This window comes from Nocardioides sp. AN3, from assembly GCF_054653495.1.
The window spans coordinates 120,773-138,666 of sequence record NZ_BAAIGC010000008.1 but is presented as its reverse complement, the minus strand read 5'-3'; the positions used below and the strand labels follow the sequence as shown (position 1 = coordinate 138,666).

Sequence of the window (17,894 nt, the reverse complement as noted above, 5' to 3'; positions counted from 1 at the left end):
CTCAGTGTGGCCCTTGAAGCCTCGGGCGAGACTGACGACACCGACGATGTGAACGGAGATGACCATGTGGAACACCCACTCGACGGCAGGCCCCGTCGGGGTGACGGCCGGGATCACGACGTACGCCGGCGGCGATGGCGACGAGATCCACGCCTACGTCGCCCGACCGCCCGGCGATGAGCCGCGGCCGGGCCTCGTCCTCGTCATGCACATGCCGGGCTTCGACGAGTTCTACTTCGAGTTCGCGGAGCGACTGGCGCGGCACGGCTACGACGTCATCTGTCCCGACCTCTACTGCCGCTTCGGGCACGGCCTGCCCGACGACGTGTTCGCCAAGGTCCGCAGCGAGGGCCACGTGCGCGACGACTCCGTGGTCGCCGACTGCGCAGCCGCCCGCGAGTGGCTCCTCGCACTTCCCAGCAGCAACGGCAAGGTCGGCATCCTGGGCACCTGCTCGGGAGGACGGCATGCGCTGCTGACCGCCTCACGCGCCCCGGGCTTCGACGCGGTCATCGACCTGTGGGGCGGCGGCGTCGTCGCCGCCCCGGAGGAGGCGACCGCGGCGCGACCGGTCGCCCCGATCGACTACACCGAGCAGCTCACCGCGCCGCTCCTCGGCCTGTTCGGCAACGACGACAAGAGCCCCAGTCCCGAGCAGGTCGACATCCATGAGGCGCGGCTGCGCGAGGCCGGCAAGGACTTCGAGTTCCACCGGTACGACGGCGCCGGCCACGGCTTCACCTACTTCCACACGCCGCTGTATCGACAGGAGCAGGCCATGGATGCCTGGGAGAAGGTCTTCTCGTTCCTGGCCGCGAAGCTGAGGGGAGACAGCTGATGTGCACCCTCATCACCAGCACGCAGGCCGTGCAGGGCATGGGCAAGGGCGCGGCCGGCTGGTTCCCCCTCACGCAGGCGACGGTCGGCTATGACCACACCACCCACAGTGCCGAGGAGCACGCATTGCTGTTGGACTTCACCAACTACGACCTCGGCCTGGATGCGCGGGTGGCGCTGGAGCTCGATCTGGAGTCCGGCCGGGCACTGCTCGCGCAGCTCCAGTCGGCGATCGAGCAGGCCGAGGCAGCCCAGGTCTGACGCGCGCGCCGACTCACACGCTGACTCACGCCCTGCGGTCACGTTCGCCCCGGTAGGGTGCGGCGTGGCTGTCGAACCCCGAAAGGTAGTGCTCTGATGATGCGCGAGGTGGTCGCCGCGTCGTACGGCGGACCCTCTTCCCTGGAGGTCCGTCAGGTCGCTGAACCGGTCGTCGGCGAGGACCAGGTGCTGGTCGACGTCCGCGCGATCGGCGTCAACGCGTGGGACGTGAAGTCCTACAGCGGGACGGTCGGCGACGACCCCGCCAAGCTGCCTCTCCGGCTGGGCGCCGAGTGTGCCGGTGTGGTCGTCGAGTCTCGCGTGCCGTCCATCGCCGTCGGCGCGGAGGTCATCGTGCATCCGGTCGCCGGTGCGTACGCCGATCGGGTGATCGCACGCGAGGCCGCCGTCCTGCCGAAGCCGGCGTCTCTGGGCTGGGCGGAGGCCGCCGGCCTCATGCTGACCGGCACAGCGGCGGCACACCTGGTGGCCGCCACCGCCCCGGACGCGGGTGAGACGGTGCTCGTCCACGGGGCCGCCGGCGGCGTCGGGCTCATGGCGGTCCAGCTGGCCCGCCATCGTGGCGCGACGGTGCTGGGAACGGCGTTGTCCGAGCACCATCCGCTCCTCGTCGAGATGGGCGTCGAGCCGTTCGACTTCCGCGACGACGTCGCGGCCTGGCTGACGTCACGCGCCCCCGAAGGTCTCGACGCCGTCCTCGACACTGTCGGCACGCCGAGCGTGCTCGACCTCTCGCTCGCCGCCGTGAAGGACGCGGATCGCGTCGCGACCCTGGTGCCGTCAGCGGCCGCCCTCGAGCGCGGCATCACCCAGCTCGGCTTCGGGGAAGGCGCGGACCCAGGGACGCAGCTGCGCCGTGCTGCCCGCCTTGACCTGCTTCGCGCGGTCGAGGAGGGCTGGCTGCGCGTCGTGGTCGCGGACACCTTCTCCCTCGACGACGCAGCCGCAGCGCACGAGGCGATGGTCGCCGTTCACGCACCCGGGAAGATCGTCCTGGTTCCGTGATCGGCACGTGGTGGTCCGAGCGCGGCGCGCTCGGTTGAGCGCTACCGGAACGCGGGGATCCCCGTGATCGCGTGCCCGAGGACCAGCGTGTGCATCTCCACGGTCCCCTCGTAGGTCAGGACGGACTCCAGGTTGGTCATGTGCCTGATCACCGGGTATTCGAGCGAGATGCCGTTGGCGCCGAGGATGGTGCGGGCGCTGCGGCAGATCTCCAGCGCGGCGCGGACGTTGTTGAGCTTGCCGAGCGAGACGTGCTCGGGCCGCAGTGTGCCGGCGTCCTTGAGCCTTCCCAGCCGATGGGCCAGAAGGTGGCCCGTGGTGAGCGAGAGGCCCATCTCCACCAGCTTCTGTTGCGTGAGCTGGAAGCCTGAGATCGGCCGGCCGAACTGGGTGCGCGAGCCGGCGTACTCCAGGGCAGCGCTGAGTGAGGAGCGTGCGGCACCCAGGGCGCCCCAGACGATCCCGTACCGAGCCTCGTTGAGGCACGTGAGCGGTCCGCGCAGGCCGGTGACTCCCGGCAGGACGGCGTCGGCCGGGAGACGGACCCCGTCGAGCACCAGCTCGCTGGTGACCGAGGCCCTCAGCGACATCTTGTGCTTGATCTCCGGCGCCGAGAAGCCGGGCGTGTCCGTGGCGACGACGAAGCCGCGGATGCCTTCGTCGGCCGCGGCCCACACGATCGCCACGTCGGCGAGCGATCCGTTGGTGATCCACATCTTCCGGCCATCGAGGACCCAGTCGCTGCCATCGCGACGGGCCCGGGTGCGCAAGGCGCCGGGGTTCGACCCGACGTCGGGCTCGGTCAGGCCGAAGCAGCCGATCGCCTCACCGGCGGCCATGCGGGGCAGCCATGTCTGCTTGTGCTCCTCGGAGCCGAAGCGCCAGATCGCGAACATCGCCAGCGAGCCCTGGACCGACACGAAGGAGCGCAGGCCGGAGTCCCCTGCCTCGAGCTCGAGACACGCCAGTCCGTAGTCCATGGCGCTCATCCCCGCGCAGCCGTAGCCATGGAGGTGCATGCCGAGGAGCCCGAGTCCGCCCAGCTCCCTGGCCAGGGCCCGGGGGTCCTCGATCGCAGCGCGCTCGAACCAGTCGGCGACCTTCGGCGCGATCCTGTCCTGGACGAACGAGCGGACCACGCGCCGGACGTCGCGCTCGTCGTCACTGAGCAGGGTGTCGATATCGGCCAGGTCAGTCACATCAAGACGGGACACGGGGGCTCCTCCGGGTGCGTGCGATCAGGCGGCGGCCGGCGTCGACCACCTCGGTCTCGTGCAGCAGCACGGTCTGGGCGGCCGGGCCGAGGGGGATGAAGCTGTCGGCGCTGGCGACCCGAGCGAGGGGTACGTCGACCCCCGTCTCGATCAGCGCCGTCATGACTCCCTCGGCGACGCCGCCGGTCGCTCGGGTCTCATCGACCACGAGAACGGCGCCGGCCCTTCGCGCGAGGTCTGCCAGCGCGTCGACGGGCAGTGGGTTGAGCCACATGAGGTCGAGCACGGTGGTCTCGATCCCGTCAGCAGCAAGGGTCCGTGCCGCCGACCGGCCCATGTGCACGCCGTTGCCGAAGGTGACGATGAGCAGGTCCGTGCCCTGCCCGTAGGTCGCGACCTCCCCCAGCTCGAACGAGGAGATGGTGTCCAGCTCTGCCAGCCATTCTCCGTCGCCGTCGACGAGGTCCTTGGTGTGATACCGCGCGATGGGCTCCAGGAAGACCACCACCTTGCCGTCGTTGCGGGCCAGCTCGAGACAGCCGCGCAAGAGGCCGGGCGCGAGCGCGGGATGGCTCGGGACGGCGAGCACCAGGCCTGGGATGTCACGCAGCACCGCCACCGAGTTGTCGTTGTGGAAGTGGCCCCCGAAGCCCTTCTGGTAGGCCAGGCCGGCGACCCGCACCACCATGCCGTTGTGGTACTGACCCGCGGAGAAGAAGGCCAGGGACGCCGCTTCCCCGCGCAGCTGGTCCTCGGCGTTGTGCAGGTAGGCCAGGTACTGGATCTCCGGCACGGGCAGGAAGCCGGCGAGGCTCGCGCCGAGTGCGGTGCCCAGCACGGTCTGCTCATCGAGGAGGGTGTCGAAGACGCGGGCAGAGCCGAACGTGCCGAACAGTCCTCGGGTGATGCCATAGACGCCGCCTTTGACGGCGACGTCCTCACCGAAGACCAGGATCTCCTCGTGTCTCTCCATCTCTCGGGCCAGCGTCTGGTTGATCGCCTGGGCCAGGGTGACCGTTCGCGCACCTGCAGGCTTCCGGCTCGCCACGCTGCGCGTCGTCGGTCGTGTGCTCGTGCCGAACGCCAGCGGCGCGGTCACCTCGGCCCGGGTGACAAGCGGTGAATCGCCGCGCACCTGTTCCGTCATGAGCTCGACCTCCTCGCGCAGTCGCTCGTACTCGGCGGCCACCTGCTCGGGCGTCCGCAGGCTGCTGTCGACCAACGTCTGCGCGGTGGCCACCAGGGGATCCCGCTCGAGGTCCGCTGCGATCGCCCGCGGCGTCCGGTAGGCGATCTCGACGTCCGAGCCGGCGTGGCCCATGAAGCGGACCGTGTGCAGATGCAGCACGGCCGCGGCCCGGCTCTGGCGCACCCGGTCGAGCGCAGCCTGGGTCACCTCCAGCAGCTCCATCGGCTCCTCGCCGACCGCCTCGAAGTAGGGAACCCCTGGCAGCGACCTCAGCGCCGACTCGACCCAGCCGGCGGGCGAACGGGTGCTGATGCCGATGCCGTTGTCCTCGCAGACGAACAGCACCGGACACGCCTTCTGACGATGCGTGAGGTAGGCGGCGGCGTTCAACGCACCCGCCGATGTGGAGTGATTGAGGGAGGCGTCACCGAAGCTGCAGACGACGATCGCGTCCTCCGGCCAGCCGGTCTCATGCTCGAGCACGGAGGCCAGGCCGAGCGAGAACCCCAGTCCGACCGCACGCGGCAGGTGCGAGGCGATCGTCGACGTCTGAGGGATGATGTTCAGCTCGCGATGGCCGATGACCTTGTGCCGCCCTCCCGAGATCGGATCCTCCCGCGAGCAGGCAAGGCTGCGCAGCGTCTCACGGATCGGGTCGACGGTCCCGGCGAGGTGGGCCCGGGCGGCGAAGAAGGCACCGGACCGGTAGTGGAGCAGCGCGGGGTCACTCACCCGGGAGAGCATCCCGACCGCCGCGTTCGACTCGTGGCCCGCGGAGCCGATCGTGTAGTAGCCGGCGCCCATCCTCTGCAGCCGCCGCGCCGCGAAGTCCAGATGGCGACTCGTCGCCTGCGCGACGAACAGTGGCTCCAGGCAGCTCTCCAGCGAGGATCGGGTAGGGGCCTCAGCCGGTGCCGATGTGCCCGTCGCGTGCATCCGCGCGACAGCGTCCAGGAAGTGCTGGTCGAGGGGCTCCATATCGAGACGATCTCAACCTGATCGTCGCGACGCCATGGCTCGAGGCAACGAAAGCCTGATGGCGTGACAAGCAGCGTTGATGCCTGACCCAGCGCCCGACGCTGCCAGGACCCGCTCGGCGGCACGGAGCGAGCTCGCCGACTCCTCGGCGTACAGCTCCTCGGGGACGCGGACCTCGGCGCCGATCACGTCGGACATCCAGGCCAGGGTGCGATCGGCTGCGTCATGGAGCTCGTCGACGCGGCCCTTGCTGCTCAGGTTGGAGGCGAAGATCCCGGCCGCCGACCGGGGCAGGAAGTCCTCGTAGACGATCGGCTCGGGCACCAGCACGCCGGCGTGCACCAGATCCTCGAAGCACGTCAGGGCGGAGAGCTGGTCGTCCGCCACCGCCCGCTGGACCGCAGCCTCGTCGACCCCGTAGGTGAAGTAGCCCAGCCCCTGCAGGCACAGTCCCTGCTCGGTCGACGGGAGGCGAGCGGCCCAGACTGACGCTGCCACCTCGTTCCGGTCGGGGTCGCCATCGCCGACCCTCTGTCCGTCGACCTGCTCGTCGACCTCCCGCACCATCTGCTCGTAGAGGTCGCGCCCGGCAGGCGTGAGGGCGATGCCCCGCGACTCGACCTCGCCGAACCGCACCCGCAGCGCCCCTTGGGCGACGGTGTCGTCGACGTGCCGGAAGAGGCGCGGCTCGGCCAGCGCGCGGAACGAGGTCTGGCGCAGCAGCACGTCCGGCCCGTCCCATCGCGGCGGTCCCTGTATCTGGTCGATCATCTCGATGCCGCGGGCCTGCATGCACCAGTAGAGCTCATCGATGTCGAGCACGCGCGGGGTCAGGTGGTTGATGTGGGTGCTGGCCACCCCGCCGATGTCGGCCGCGACGCTGGAGACTCGCTCCAGCTCGGCGTACCACACCCGGTCGACCGGCTCGCGCGAGAGCGCGAAGGCCGCGGTGGCCAGATCGAGGAAGACCGCGGCGTCCTCAGCGCCGAGGTGGCCCTCGGCCGCGGCACGGTCGGCCAGCTGGAGCAGCCGTGGCGGGAACAGACGGCGGGCATCGAGGAAGGCAGCGAGCCGGCCGGCCAGATCGGCATCGAAGAATCGACGGTCGTCGGTGACGAGCATCGAGGTGAAGACGCGGAAAGGGTTGATCGCCACCTCGTCGCGGTCGAGGGGCCGGAACGCGGTCGCGACGACGGGGATCGGCGCGGGGTGGGCGTCTCGGAGGTCGTAGAACCCGCACGCGGACATGCCGAGTGCGGCGAACACCCGTGCGACCTCTGACATCTCGCGCGGCGAGCCGACCCGGATCGCGCCGTGCCGCTCGGCGGTCACCCGATCGACGCTGCCGAGCCGCTCCGCGGCCGGGCCGAGCCGTTGCAGCACGCGGTGGTTGACCTCGTGGGAGACCTGCACCAGCGTCCGGTAGGCAGGGACCTCGTTGCCGTAGAGGACCGAGAGGCGCTCGGCGAAGCGGGCGCGGAGCTGGGTCCGGCTGACGTCGGTCATCGCAGCCCGGGCCCGCACGGATCGAGGTGACCCCGCGCCAGCATGGCGGCGCGCACGCGCTCCTGAGCAATGAGCAGCGCGGCCGCGTGCGGCAGCAGGTCACGTCGACGGCTCTCGCCGACGACCAGCTCAGCGTTCTGGCGCATCTTGGTCGAGATCATGCCGAAGACGTCGGCCGGGTCGACGGTGAAGGGCGAGCGTCGCGCGTCCATCGAGTGAGCCGCCGCGATCACGCCTCCGGCGTTCGCGATGAAGTCCGGCACCACGGCGATCCCGCGCTCGTGCAAGGTCTCGCGCGCGACGGGGGTCGTGGGCAGGTTCGCCCCCTCGACGACGAGGCGAGCCTCGGTGCAGCGGGCGAGGTCGGCGTCGATGACATCCTGGCGGGCGGCGGGCACGAGGATCTGCGCCGACGTCTCGAGGGCCTGCTCGGCACCGACCGCGCCGCCGTACGCGAGGACGCAGTCGTCCCCGTGCTCGGCGCGCAAGGCCCCCAGCCGGGCCACGTCGATGCCGTCCTTGTCGATGACCGCGCCGCGGGCGGTCGAGACCGCGATCACCGTGGCGTCCAGCTCCACGAAGCGCTCCGCGGCCGCCTGCCCGACCGCGCCGAAGCCCTGGATGGCCACCGTCGCCGATGCGGTGGCGAGGCCGATCGCGCCGGCTGCCGCGTCGGCCGCCTCCGCCACGCCGTATCCGGTCACGCCGAGCACGTCATAGGGCAGTCCCCCGAGTGCCGCGGGAAGGCCGACGGCGGCACCCCGATCACCGAGCTCGTCGACGAAGATGGCGGCGTCCTCCTCGCTCAGCCCCATGTCGAGCCCGAAGACATACTCGGCGGGCACCTCGTTGCTCAGCGCGCGAGCGAAGGCACGCAGCAGCCGCTCCTTGTCCGGGGACTGCGGATCACCGAGGATCCCGGCCTTCGCGCCACCATGGAACAGGTCGACGGCCGCCCACTTCCACGTCATCGTCCGGGCCAGCCGCGCGACCTCCTCGACGGTGAGCGTCGGGCTCATCCGCGTGCCGCCCTTGCCCATTCCACGGGCGCTGTTGTCGATGACGAGCACGCCCCGCATCCCGGTCCGGCGGTCGGAGACACACACGACCTTCTCGGGTCCCCAGTCGTCCATGAGCTCGAAGGTGTCAATCGACATGCCTGCTCTCCTCGATGTCTCGGTGCACTGCTCCGAGCGTGAGGGACCGCGCGGGATGGCGGTATGGCGTCAGGACGCGGGCCGCCGAAGCCAGCCCAACGATTGCTGATGCCTGCCTAGGCGGCGGTGCAGTGGCGCGTGCAGCACCGGGTTCCGTGCCGGGTGCAGGCTGGCGTCAGCTGGTGGCCAGGTGGACGGCGAGCGCCAGGCCCGCCAGACCCACCAGCCAGCGCAGCGGCTGCTCGGGCGCCACACGGACAACCGCCGGACCGATGAGCCCGCCGATGACGGCTCCGATGCCCAGGAGCACGGCCGCCGACCAGTCGACCGGTGCGAAGACGGCGTACGCAAGCGCGGCGACGCCGTTCGCGGCCCCGGTCGCGACGTTCTTGACCGCGTTCGTGATCGGCAGCGGCTCGACCCGCTCGAGCGCCAGCGCGGCGAGCGCGATGATGCCGACACCGGCACCGAAGTAGCCGCCGTATGCTCCGAGCACGACCACGAGGAGACTCCAACGCCACGCGATCGCTGCATCCCCGTGCGCCACCTCCGGGCTCGCCTCGCCGGCCCTCCGAAGCATCCGGCCCGCGGTGAACGTGCGCACCCGGTCGCGACACAGCAGAAGGACGGCGCCCAGGCCGACGAGCCACGGCACGACGGCCTCGAACGCATCCGGCGGTGTCAGCAGCAGGAGCGCAGCCCCGATGGCGCCACCGATCGCCGCAAGCAGCACCAGCCGTCGTACGCGCGGACCTTGGCCACGCAGCTCCGGGCGTGAGCCGGCCACCGAACCGCCTGTCACGCCGAGCAGGGCGACCGTGTTGGTGACGTTGGCGGCGAGCGGCGGCAGCCCCGCGGCGAGGAGCGCGGGATAGCTGATCAGCGACGCGAGCCCCGCCACCGAGCCCGTGAGGCCGGCGCCGGCTCCCGCGAGGACCAGCCAGAGATCGTTCGCCTGCACGTCCCCGATTCTCCATCGTGGCCGCCGAGGACACGAAACCACGTGGGTCGCGTCACGGTTCCGCCCCTACCAGCGCGTAGTGCCACAGGATGCCGTCATGCCAGAACGCGTCCGGTTCCCCAGCTCAACGGGGCCCTCGCTCGCCGGCCTCATCGACGTCCCGACCGGTCCGGTGCGGGGATGGGGCGTCTTCGCTCACGGCTTCACCCTCGGCAAGGACTCCCCTGCCGCCGCACGGATCTGCAAGCAGCTCGCCTCTGAGGGCATCGGCATGCTGCGCTTCGACAACCTCGGCCTCGGCGACTCCGAGGGCGACTGGGGTGACGGCTCGTTCACGGTCAAGGTCGCCGACACGATCGCGGCGGCCGCCTTCATGACCGAGCGCGGGACGCCTGCCGATCTGCTCGTCGGCCACTCCTGGGGCGGCGCGACCGTGATCGCCGCGGCTCGTCAGGCCGCGGGCGTACGCGCCGTGGCCACCGTCGCGGCCCCCGTCGACCCCAGCCACGTGGAACGGCAGTACGACGCCGTCGTCGATCGCGCCCTGGCCGAGGGAGCCGCCCAGTGGCTGGTCGGGGGCAAGGCCCTGACCCTGAAGAAGGCCTTCGTCGAGGACGTACGCCGTGCCGAGCTTCGCGACAAGATCGGCGAGCTGCGGTTGCCGCTGCTCGTCATGCACTCGCCCACCGACAACACCGTCGGCATCGAGAACGCCAGCGAGATCTTCCGAACCGCTCGGCACCCCCGCAGCTTCGTGTCTCTCGAGGGCTCCAACCACTTCCTGACCGGACCCGGCCAAGCAGTCCGGGCAGCGAGAATCATCAGTGCCTGGGCGGATCCGTACCTTGCAGGCGTAGTCGACGCATGACCGCCTTCTCCACCGAGCCGAGGCGACCTCCATCGGGCTCTCGTCAACGCGTTCTAGACTTTCCCAGATGACCGCCGAGCGCGCCGAGCTTCACGAACTGATCGACGAGCTGCCCGACGAGCAGGTCACCGGGCTGAGGCTCTGACCGGACCGCGGCCGCGCCTGGCGACAGTTCCGAACAGCAGAGTAGTCAGAGGTCGGAACGCAGCAGGCGCTTCCAGTCCCCCAAATATCCTGTTCGTCGTGACCACGATCGACCTCACGGAGGCCAAGGCCAGTCTCGATGAACTGGTCGACGAAGCATTGACGATGCACGAGCACGTCACGATCACCCGTCGTGGACGGCCAGTCGCGATGCTCGTCTCGATCGAGGAGTGGGAGTCACTCCAAGAGACTCTCTTCTGGCGGTCAGTCCCCGGCATCCGGGAAGACGTCGCGGCCGCCCAGCGCGAGCTCGACGAAGGCGGCGGCTACGACGAGGCGCAGGTTCGGTTTCAGCTCGGCCTCCCTCCGCGGGGTTGAACCACACGGAGGACGGCACGGGAGCTACTGACCCCTCCCGCGTGATGCAGTGCAGTTGCGGCTCGCTCCTTGCAGTCGATCCCTCACGCCCCCGCCCGTGACCGGGTCGCTTCACGTCGCGTGGCGGCGACACCAGCCTCGACAGGAAGCCGGATCGCCTCGACCAGGGGAATGACGAGCAGCGCGGCAGCACCGACGAACGCCCAGCGGAACCCGAGCGCCGGGTCGCCGACGGTGTGGTCGCTCAACGCCATCCCCGACTGGACCAGCAGCGCACTGACCGCGATGCCCAGGCCGGTCGCCACCTGCTGCATCGTCGAGGACAGGGTGTTGGCCCCGTTGACCTGCTCCGGCGGGACGTCGACGAACTGGAGGGTGTTGTAGGCGCTGAAGCCGATGGACCGGATGGCGCCGCTCGCCACCAGGAGGGCGATGAGACCGGTGTCGGCGTGTGCGGAGTGACCAGGACGAAGACCGCCAAGATCGACGCTCCGACCACGTTGGCCCACACGATGACCGCGCGGAACCCGAAGCGCCTGATCACCGGCGTGGTGACCGGCTTGATCGCGAGGTTGCCGATGAACAGCGCCGCGACCGTCAGTCCGGCTCGAGTGGCCGACCAGCCGAAGCCCGCCTGCAGGAGCAACGTGAGGAGGTAGGGGGCGGCGGAGATGATCAGCCGGTACACGCCGCCACCGACGTTGCCGACTCGGAAGGTGTGCACCGCGAGGGGACGCACGTCGAGCACCGGGTGCCGGGCCGAGCGAAGGCGGGTCACCGCCAGCAGACCGAGCACCGCGGTGGCGGCAAGCGCCACCGCGACGGCAGTCCAGTCGGTCGACGTCGCGTCGATCGACTGGCCGGCGACGACGACCCCGGCCAGCGCCCCCGCCAGCAGCAGCAAGCCGAGCCAGTCCAGCGGCACGGGCCGCGACCTCTCGGTAGCGGGCACCAGGCGGAGGGCGGCAAGGACCGCGGCGATGCCCAACGGCAGGTTGATCAGGAAGATCCAACGCCAGCCTGCGGTGTCGGCAATGATGCCTCCGACCGCCGGCGCGACCACGGGCGCGAGCAGCGCTGGCCAGGTGAGGTAGGCGACGACCTCCAGCAAATCGGCTTTGTCAACGCCGCGGAGGACCGCCAGCCGGCCGACGGGCACCATCATCGCCCCACAGACGCCTTGAGCCGCCCGGACGAGGGACATCACCAGGAGGCTGGGAGCCACGGCACACAGCACGGACGTCGCGGTGAAGCCGACGATCGCCGCGAGATAGACCCGCCGCACCCCGAACCGCGCGGCCAGCCACCCCGAGGCCGGGATGCACACCGCGACGGCCAGGAGGTAGGCGGTGATCGTGACATTGAGGTCCGCAGCCTTGACGCCGAAGTCACGCGCCATCGCCGGCGTCGCCGTCTGGACGACCGTGCCGTCGAAGAACTCCATGAACAGGGTCGCGGCGACGAGAAGGGCCAGCCCCCGATCGAACCTCGAAGGCCGGCCGGTTGTCACGCGGGGAGACTCTAGTCGTCAGCGAACGGCGATCGGGTTGACGGGCGCCCCGACGGCACCGGTGACGCGCAAGGGTGCTGCGGTGAGGAAGAAGTCGTAGCGACGGTCAGCCGCACACGCGTCGGCGAGCCCGTCGAGGTCCCACATCTCGCCGATGAAGAGGCCCATGTTCGGGATCGCGACCTGGTGCAGCGGCTGGAAGGCCTCGTCGAACTCGTTCGGCCGCACTTCGAAGCCCCAGGTGTCGGTGGCGATGGCGGCGATCTCGGTGCGGTGCAGCCAGTCCACGGTGCTGAACGAGAGGCCGGGCGCGGCGCCGCCGGCGTACCCGCCCCAGCCCTGGCCCGCGGCCACGCCGCGGCGCGCGCGGGTGAGCTGGCCCGTGCGGACGACGACGATGTCGCCGGTGCCGACGGTCGCGCTCGGACCTTGGGCGGCGATGGTGGCCTCGAGGTGCTCCTCGGTGATGGCGAACCCGTCGGGCAGCTCGCCGTCGGTGCCGCTCGACTGGCCGAGGACCCGGCCCACGTCTAGGAGCACTCCCCTGCCGCAGACGACGTCGGCGACGGTCTCGATGCCGGTCACCGCGTCACCGAGGCCGGTGACGACCTTCTCGGCCGGGCGACCGTTCCACGCCTTGCCGTGGTCGAAGATGTGCCCGAGTCCATCCCACTGGGTCGAGCACTGCAGCGGCATGGCGATCACGTCGTCGGCGCCGCCGATCCCGTGCGGGAACCCCTGCACGCCGGCGACGGCGTCGGCGCCGCTGTCGAGCATCGTGTGCACGGGGTTGGTACGACGCCGCCAGCCGTTCTGCGGGCCGTCCATGTCGAACGGCAGCGACAACGAGATCGACTGCCCGGTGCGCACCAGCGCCGCTGCCTCGCGGCGCTTGTCGTCGGTGAGGAAGTTCATCGTGCCTCGGACGTCGTCCTCACCCCAGCGTCCCCAGTTCGACACCCGCGCGACCGCCTTCGCGATCGTGCCCTCCGGGTCCGTCCGGTCGATGTCGGCCGGGCTCATCCCAACGACCTCTCGAGCGTGCCCGCGTCCAGCTCGGCGAAGGTGTCCATCACCCAGTCCGCGAGGTAGGTGACGACGTGCGGGAAGTGGTCGAGGCCGATGTGCTCGGTCGCGCCCTCGTCCGGAGTGAAGGTCCGCAGCTCGCGCTTCGGGCTGTTGACGGCCTGGTCGTAGGAGCGGTGGGCGTAGGCGAGCGGGATCTGCCGGTCGTTCTCGCCGTGCGCGATGAGGAACGGCACGGTGATCTGCTCCACGACGCCGTCGAGGTGGACGGCCTCGGACTTCTCGATGAACGTGTCGAGGTCGGTCTCGCCCCACACCCACAGCACGTGGTCCCAGTAGTGCGGGACCGGGTTCTCCCCCTCCCGCTCGAGGCGTCGCTTCTGCACGGCCCCCCAGTTGTGGTTCGCACCCCAGGCCACCACCAGCGCGAGGCGCTTCTCGAACGCCGCGGCTCGCGGGGCGTAGTAGCCGCCGAGCGACCAGCCGACCAGGCCGATCCGGTCGGTGCGTACATCAGGGCGTGTCTCGAGGTAGTCCACGCACGCGGCCGCCCAGGCCTCGGTGTCGACGCGAGCGGTCAGGCCCCGCAGCCGCAGCGCCTCGCCGCTGCCGGGACAGTCGACCATCAGCGTCGAGATGCCACGGGCCGCCAGCTCGTGGTGGACGCCCGACCCGACCATCATCTCCTTGGTCGAGTCCAAGCCGTTCCACACGATCATCACCGGCGTGGGCTCGCCCTGCGTCGAGGCGTCGTGGAAGTACGCCGGCAGGCTGGTGCTGCTCGGTCCGTCGCTGGCGTCCTCGGCGTACGGCACCTCGACCCTGGTGGTGCGCGGCTCGATGAGCTCGAACGAGCGCATCAGCAGGTCGACGCTGCGCTGGTATTCGACGTTCCTGCTCGCGTCGCGGGCACTCTGCATCCGTTCGGCCTGCGAGACGTAGACCGAGGCGCGGAAGTACTTCTGCCCGGCGGTGCGCAGGTGCCCGGCCTTCTCGGCCTCGGCGGCCTGCTCCTCGAGCTGGTCGGCGACCTCCCGCCAGGCCGCCATGAACTGGGCCGTGCCGAGGTCGGCGCCCTGTGCGGCGAGGTCACGCAGCGGTCGGCAGGCACGGTCGACCTCGTCGATCAGGCCACCGCTGTTGAGCGTGGCGACGACGCCCAGGTTCCAGACGTAGTTGCCGGGGAAGTACTCGAACATCGTTCCTTCTTCAGGGTCGTCGTGGGTCGTGCGTCGGTCGGTTGATCGGTCGGCGGCGCGACCTCAGGAGGGACGAGCGGCGGGCTCACGCTGCCGTGACGGCTTGCGGAACGAGGGGAGCGAGGGTGCTGTGGGCGCCGTGCCGACCCGGTTGGTGAGGGTGCCGATGCCCTCGACGGTGACGGCGACGACGTCGCCGTCGACCAGGGGCGGCGGGCTCTGCTCGCCCCGCACCCCCCACAGCTCGGCGAGGCAGCCGCCGTTGCCGACGGTCCCGGAGCCGAGCACGTCGCCGGGCAGCACCCGGCTGTCGCGGGACGCGTAGGCGATCATCGCCTCGAAGGTCCAGCCCATGTTGGAGAGCAGGTCGTGGCCGACGACCTCGCCGTTGATCTCCACGGTGCAGCGCAGCTGGAGGAAGCCGTCGGCGTCCTTGTAGCCCTCGAGCTCGTCCGCGGTGACGATCCACGGGCCCAGGGTGCTGGCGAAGTCCTTGCCCTTGGCCGGACCGAGGCCCACCTGCATCTCCCGGCCCTGCAGGTCCCGGGCCGACCAGTCGTTGAGGATCGTGTAGCCGAAGATCGCCTCGGAGGCCTGGTCGACGTCGAGCGAGCGGCCCTCGCGACCGACCACGACGGCCACCTCGAGCTCGAGGTCACGGGCCTTGGACCGCTCCGGGAACTCGACCAGATCGCCGTCGCCGACGACCGTGTGGGGGTTGGTGAAGTAGAACGTCGGGGCGTCGTACCACGCGTACGTCACGCCGGAGGCTCCGTCGATGCTGCGGCGTACCCCCTCCACGTGCTCCTCGAAGGCGACGAAGTCCCGGATGCTCGTGGGACTCAGCGGCGGGAGGAGCACCACATCGGCGAGCGGCACCCCGTCGGCCTGGCGCGCGGTCTCGGCGAGCTCGCGTGCCCGGTCGAGACCACCCTCGATGACGTCGAGCATCGTGAGCCCCGCCGAGAACGCGTGGACGCGGTCGCCCTCGACCACGCCGACGGTCTCGGCGCCGAGCTCGGTGCGACAGGTGGCGAGTCTCATCTCGACGCGATCAGACGGGCGGCGCGACGAAGACGCCGCGGTCGGGGTCGTTGAAGGACTGCTTGGCCACGAGCTCGTTCATCGGGTTGGCCGTGCCCCACTGATCGGTGACCTCAGGGTCGGAGAAGTCGTAGAGATGGGGGTGCCAGGTGTCCTCGTCGAGCTCCTCGAGCTCGGTGGTGTACTCGATGGTGTTGCCGTGCGGGTCGAGGAAGTAGCTGAAGGTGTTGTTGCCGGCCATGTGCCGGCCCGGGCCCCAGATCTTCTCGACGCCGGCACGCAGGAGCCGGCCGGTGCCGCGCATGTACTCGTCGATGCCGCGCATCTCGAAGGAGGCGTGGTGCAACGCGACGTGAGGGCCTCGGGCGATCGCCAGGCTGTGGTGCGCGGGGTTGGTCCGCATGAACCACATGACCTCGCCCATGTGCGGCGAGAACAGGGTGTCGGACAGCGCGAACCTCAGGTGCTTCTCGTAGAACGCCACCGTCGCCTCAGGGTTGGGCGAGTTGATGACGACGTGGGAGAGCTTGACCGGGATCGACTCGCCCTCCTCGATCTTGCGGTGCTGGCGGACGTCGACGTCGGCGGAGATCTCGATCGTTCGGCCGTCGTTGTCGAAGAACCGGAACCCGTAGCCGCCGCCGGGAGTGCTCATCTTGTCCGGCTCGGCGACGAGCTGGACACCGTCGCTGGCGAGGCTCTGGGCCATCGTGTCGACGTCCTCGGGCGTGGCGGCGCCGAAGGAGATGAGGTCGAGCCGCTTCTCCTCGGCCCTACGCAGCCGGACGGAGTACTGCTCGGGCGACCCCTCGGCGGCAAGGAACGCGATCCCGTCGTCGGTGGTCTCCGGCTTGAGTCCCCACATCTCGGTGTAGAAGCGGAGCTGCTTGTCGTAGTCCGGCACCGCCAGATCCACGTGGCGCAGGTGGGTGATGAGTCGCTCGCCGTGCTCGTTGACAGGGGCATCGACGGGCGCGTTGATGGTCTGCTCGGTCATCGAGTTTCCTTTGCTGGTGTCATCAGGGGCGTTCTGCGAGGAGGTGGGCGATGCGCGCCATGAGCCCGGGGAAGTCGCCCTGCTCGTGGTCGAGCAGCCACTGGCCGAGCTGCACCGAGGCCGCGACGACCTCGCCCGCGCGGGCCTGGCGGCGGTCGCCGAAGGCGGACCACAGCTCCTCGGTGACCTCGTCGTGGGCGAGCAGGAGCTCGGCGAGCACCGACGCGTCCTCCAACGCCTGCGCCGCACCCTGGGCCAGGGTCGGTGGGCAGGTGTGCGCGGCGTCGCCGATCACGACGACACGCCCGCGGTTCCACGGTCCCTCGAGGACGTGGGTCTCGAACCAGGTGTAGTTCACGCGCGTCGGATCGGTCATCGACGCGCGGATCTCGTCCCAGGGGCCGTGGTAGGCCTCCGCCAGACCGCGCATGACCTCGAGGGACTGCTCGGCGCTCAGGTGTGAGCGGTCCTGGGCGTCCTCCACCAGGTAGGCGTACAGGCTGTCCTCACCGGTCGGGCAGTAGCCCGCGATGTAGCACGGCCCGCCGTAGATCAGGTCCGTGCGCGTCACCGACTGCGGACGCGGTGCGAAGATGCGCCAGATGCCCATGCCCGTGCTGCGGGTCTCGAGCTCGATGCCGATCTCGGCGCGCGTCCAGGAGCGCACGCCGTCGGCACCGACGACCAGGTCGTAGCGGCCGGACGAACCGTCCGCGAAGGTGACGGTGACGCCGGTCTCGTCCTGGTCGAGCGCGGTGCAGCTGGTGCTGAACCGGACCTTCGCCCCCGCGTCGACTGCTCGATCGACGAGGATGCGCGCGAGGTCGGGGCGATACATGCCCATGGTGGCGGGCAGGTCCTCGCCTCCGGTGCGGACGTCGGTGAGCTCGACGAGGAGGGTTCCATTCGGGTCAGGCGCCCGCAGGCCGAGGGTGTCGAACGCGTAGCCGCGGGCCGATGCGGCGTCCCAGACGCCGAGGTCACGCAGCACTCGCAGCGCGTTGCCCTGCAGCGTGATGCCCGACCCGAGCGCGCTCACGTCGGGCTTGATGTCGATGAGGTCGACCGACACCCCTTGCTCCGCAAGGAGGATCGCGGTCGTGGCACCGGCGGCGCCCGCGCCGATGACGAGGACGGACTGTACGGCGGTCATGGGTGGCTCCTTGGAGGTGGGAGGTGCGGCGTCACGCCAGCACGAGCGTCTTGGTGTCGCGGCCGCCGCCAGGGACGGGCATGTAGGAGATGCGCAGGCGCACGACCGCCGTGACCTCGTGGTCGCCGGTCGCGAGAGGCTTACCGAGGGTGAAGCCGATCTGCGCGGGCTCGCCCATCTCCCAGCGGTCGTCGAGGACGTCCGGCAGCTCGATCATCCGGTAGCCGTTGCCGTGCACGGCGAAGGTCGTGGCCTCGGCCGGCACCGCGACGCCGTCGACGGTGAGATCGACGCCCTCGACCATGGAGAGGCCGAGGCCGCGGTAGTACGGCATGCGCACGTCGACCACATAGGAGGCGGTGTCGGTGGATCGAGCGTCGGTGAATCCAGCGCCGGTGTCGTCCGCCCGGAGGCTGTCGTCGCAGATGATGTACTGGTCGAACACA

At 70.4% G+C, this 17,894-nt stretch carries 18 protein-coding genes; 5 read left to right on the top strand and 13 right to left on the bottom strand.

Annotated features, from left to right (window positions below; genetic code table 11):
- The first annotated feature begins 64 nt into the window (after window positions 1–64).
- From ACYQ1K_RS11660 to ACYQ1K_RS11650, 3 genes are all read left to right on the top strand, one after another.
- Window positions 65–838 carry a dienelactone hydrolase family protein gene (locus ACYQ1K_RS11660; RefSeq protein WP_459983151.1) on the top strand — a complete coding sequence of 258 codons (774 nt, stop codon included), beginning with the start codon at window positions 65–67 and terminating at the stop codon, window positions 836–838.
- The gene (locus ACYQ1K_RS11655; protein WP_459983150.1) at window positions 838–1,098 is read left to right on the top strand and encodes a DUF6295 family protein; all 261 of its coding nucleotides are present in this window, start codon (window positions 838–840) and stop codon (window positions 1,096–1,098) included. Before ACYQ1K_RS11660 ends, ACYQ1K_RS11655 begins: the two co-directional genes overlap by 1 nt.
- A gap of 96 nt (window positions 1,099–1,194) precedes the next feature.
- Window positions 1,195–2,124 (top strand): NADP-dependent oxidoreductase, encoded by a 930-nt coding sequence (locus tag ACYQ1K_RS11650; protein WP_459983149.1) that lies wholly within the window; start codon window positions 1,195–1,197, stop codon window positions 2,122–2,124.
- Between the two features lie 41 nt (window positions 2,125–2,165).
- Here the strand turns inward: ACYQ1K_RS11650 and ACYQ1K_RS11645 are convergent, their stop codons facing one another.
- The 5 genes from ACYQ1K_RS11645 to ACYQ1K_RS11625 form a co-directional block, all read right to left on the bottom strand.
- Window positions 2,166–3,338 (bottom strand): acyl-CoA dehydrogenase family protein, encoded by a 1,173-nt coding sequence (locus ACYQ1K_RS11645; protein ID WP_459983148.1) that lies wholly within the window; start codon window positions 3,336–3,338, stop codon window positions 2,166–2,168.
- A complete protein-coding gene (locus ACYQ1K_RS11640; RefSeq protein WP_459983147.1) occupies window positions 3,325–5,505 on the bottom strand; it encodes a thiamine pyrophosphate-dependent enzyme in 2,181 nt (726 codons plus the stop codon). Before ACYQ1K_RS11640 ends, ACYQ1K_RS11645 begins: the two co-directional genes overlap by 14 nt.
- 12 nt (window positions 5,506–5,517) lie before the next feature.
- Window positions 5,518–7,011, bottom strand: coding sequence for a 2-oxoadipate dioxygenase/decarboxylase (hglS, locus tag ACYQ1K_RS11635; protein WP_459983146.1), 1,494 nt, complete (start codon window positions 7,009–7,011; stop codon window positions 5,518–5,520).
- Window positions 7,008–8,168 carry a Glu/Leu/Phe/Val family dehydrogenase gene (locus ACYQ1K_RS11630; RefSeq protein WP_459983145.1) on the bottom strand — a complete coding sequence of 387 codons (1,161 nt, stop codon included), beginning with the start codon at window positions 8,166–8,168 and terminating at the stop codon, window positions 7,008–7,010. Before ACYQ1K_RS11630 ends, hglS begins: the two co-directional genes overlap by 4 nt.
- Before the next feature lie 175 nt (window positions 8,169–8,343).
- A complete protein-coding gene (locus tag ACYQ1K_RS11625; protein ID WP_459983144.1) occupies window positions 8,344–9,129 on the bottom strand; it encodes a sulfite exporter TauE/SafE family protein in 786 nt (261 codons plus the stop codon).
- Between the two features lie 97 nt (window positions 9,130–9,226).
- Between ACYQ1K_RS11625 and ACYQ1K_RS11620 the strand changes: the two genes are divergently transcribed.
- Both ACYQ1K_RS11620 and ACYQ1K_RS11615 read left to right on the top strand, forming a co-directional pair.
- Window positions 9,227–9,997, top strand: coding sequence for an alpha/beta hydrolase family protein (locus tag ACYQ1K_RS11620; RefSeq protein ID WP_459983143.1), 771 nt, complete (start codon window positions 9,227–9,229; stop codon window positions 9,995–9,997).
- Between the two features lie 243 nt (window positions 9,998–10,240).
- The gene (locus tag ACYQ1K_RS11615) at window positions 10,241–10,519 is read left to right on the top strand and encodes a type II toxin-antitoxin system Phd/YefM family antitoxin (RefSeq protein WP_459983142.1); all 279 of its coding nucleotides are present in this window, start codon (window positions 10,241–10,243) and stop codon (window positions 10,517–10,519) included.
- Window positions 10,520–10,602: 83 nt separating this feature from the next.
- On the opposite strand, the gene ACYQ1K_RS11610 is transcribed toward ACYQ1K_RS11615, so the two are convergent.
- From ACYQ1K_RS11610 to ACYQ1K_RS11575, 8 genes are all read right to left on the bottom strand, one after another.
- Window positions 10,603–10,767, bottom strand: a complete 165-nt coding sequence (locus ACYQ1K_RS11610) for a hypothetical protein (RefSeq protein ID WP_459983141.1) — start codon at window positions 10,765–10,767, stop codon at window positions 10,603–10,605.
- Window positions 10,764–12,029 (bottom strand): MFS transporter, encoded by a 1,266-nt coding sequence (locus tag ACYQ1K_RS11605; protein ID WP_459983140.1) that lies wholly within the window; start codon window positions 12,027–12,029, stop codon window positions 10,764–10,766. Before ACYQ1K_RS11605 ends, ACYQ1K_RS11610 begins: the two co-directional genes overlap by 4 nt.
- Before the next feature lie 18 nt (window positions 12,030–12,047).
- Window positions 12,048–13,052 carry a cyclase family protein gene (locus ACYQ1K_RS11600; RefSeq protein WP_459983139.1) on the bottom strand — a complete coding sequence of 335 codons (1,005 nt, stop codon included), beginning with the start codon at window positions 13,050–13,052 and terminating at the stop codon, window positions 12,048–12,050.
- Complete coding sequence (locus ACYQ1K_RS11595) at window positions 13,049–14,254, bottom strand: alpha/beta hydrolase family protein (protein ID WP_459983138.1); 1,206 nt, start codon at window positions 14,252–14,254, stop codon at window positions 13,049–13,051. Before ACYQ1K_RS11595 ends, ACYQ1K_RS11600 begins: the two co-directional genes overlap by 4 nt.
- 63 nt (window positions 14,255–14,317) lie before the next feature.
- Window positions 14,318–15,298, bottom strand: a complete 981-nt coding sequence (locus tag ACYQ1K_RS11590; protein WP_459983137.1) for a fumarylacetoacetate hydrolase family protein — start codon at window positions 15,296–15,298, stop codon at window positions 14,318–14,320.
- Window positions 15,299–15,308: 10 nt separating this feature from the next.
- Window positions 15,309–16,295, bottom strand: coding sequence for a VOC family protein (locus tag ACYQ1K_RS11585; RefSeq protein ID WP_459983136.1), 987 nt, complete (start codon window positions 16,293–16,295; stop codon window positions 15,309–15,311).
- 22 nt (window positions 16,296–16,317) lie between these two features.
- Window positions 16,318–17,448 carry an FAD-dependent monooxygenase gene (locus ACYQ1K_RS11580; RefSeq protein WP_459983135.1) on the bottom strand — a complete coding sequence of 377 codons (1,131 nt, stop codon included), beginning with the start codon at window positions 17,446–17,448 and terminating at the stop codon, window positions 16,318–16,320.
- 31 nt (window positions 17,449–17,479) lie between these two features.
- Window positions 17,480–17,893, bottom strand: a complete 414-nt coding sequence (locus ACYQ1K_RS11575; RefSeq protein WP_459983134.1) for a C-glycoside deglycosidase beta subunit domain-containing protein — start codon at window positions 17,891–17,893, stop codon at window positions 17,480–17,482.
- Window position 17,894 lies beyond the last annotated feature (1 nt).

Bases quoted from the DNA above. Each gene is read 5' to 3' on its own strand.
- ACYQ1K_RS11660 (WP_459983151.1), top strand. From the start codon at position 65: ATGTGGAACACCCACTCGACGGCAGGCCCCGTCGGGGTGACGGCCGGG.
- ACYQ1K_RS11655 (WP_459983150.1), top strand. From the start codon at position 838: ATGTGCACCCTCATCACCAGCACGCAGGCCGTGCAGGGCATGGGCAAG.
- ACYQ1K_RS11650 (WP_459983149.1), top strand. From the start codon at position 1,195: ATGATGCGCGAGGTGGTCGCCGCGTCGTACGGCGGACCCTCTTCCCTG.
- ACYQ1K_RS11640 (WP_459983147.1), bottom strand. From the start codon at position 5,505: ATGGAGCCCCTCGACCAGCACTTCCTGGACGCTGTCGCGCGGATGCAC.
- hglS (WP_459983146.1), bottom strand. From the start codon at position 7,011: ATGACCGACGTCAGCCGGACCCAGCTCCGCGCCCGCTTCGCCGAGCGC.
- ACYQ1K_RS11630 (WP_459983145.1), bottom strand. From the start codon at position 8,168: ATGTCGATTGACACCTTCGAGCTCATGGACGACTGGGGACCCGAGAAG.
- ACYQ1K_RS11620 (WP_459983143.1), top strand. From the start codon at position 9,227: ATGCCAGAACGCGTCCGGTTCCCCAGCTCAACGGGGCCCTCGCTCGCC.
- ACYQ1K_RS11600 (WP_459983139.1), bottom strand. From the start codon at position 13,052: ATGAGCCCGGCCGACATCGACCGGACGGACCCGGAGGGCACGATCGCG.
- ACYQ1K_RS11595 (WP_459983138.1), bottom strand. From the start codon at position 14,254: ATGTTCGAGTACTTCCCCGGCAACTACGTCTGGAACCTGGGCGTCGTC.
- ACYQ1K_RS11590 (WP_459983137.1), bottom strand. From the start codon at position 15,298: ATGAGACTCGCCACCTGTCGCACCGAGCTCGGCGCCGAGACCGTCGGC.
- ACYQ1K_RS11585 (WP_459983136.1), bottom strand. From the start codon at position 16,295: ATGACCGAGCAGACCATCAACGCGCCCGTCGATGCCCCTGTCAACGAG.
- ACYQ1K_RS11580 (WP_459983135.1), bottom strand. From the start codon at position 17,448: ATGACCGCCGTACAGTCCGTCCTCGTCATCGGCGCGGGCGCCGCCGGT.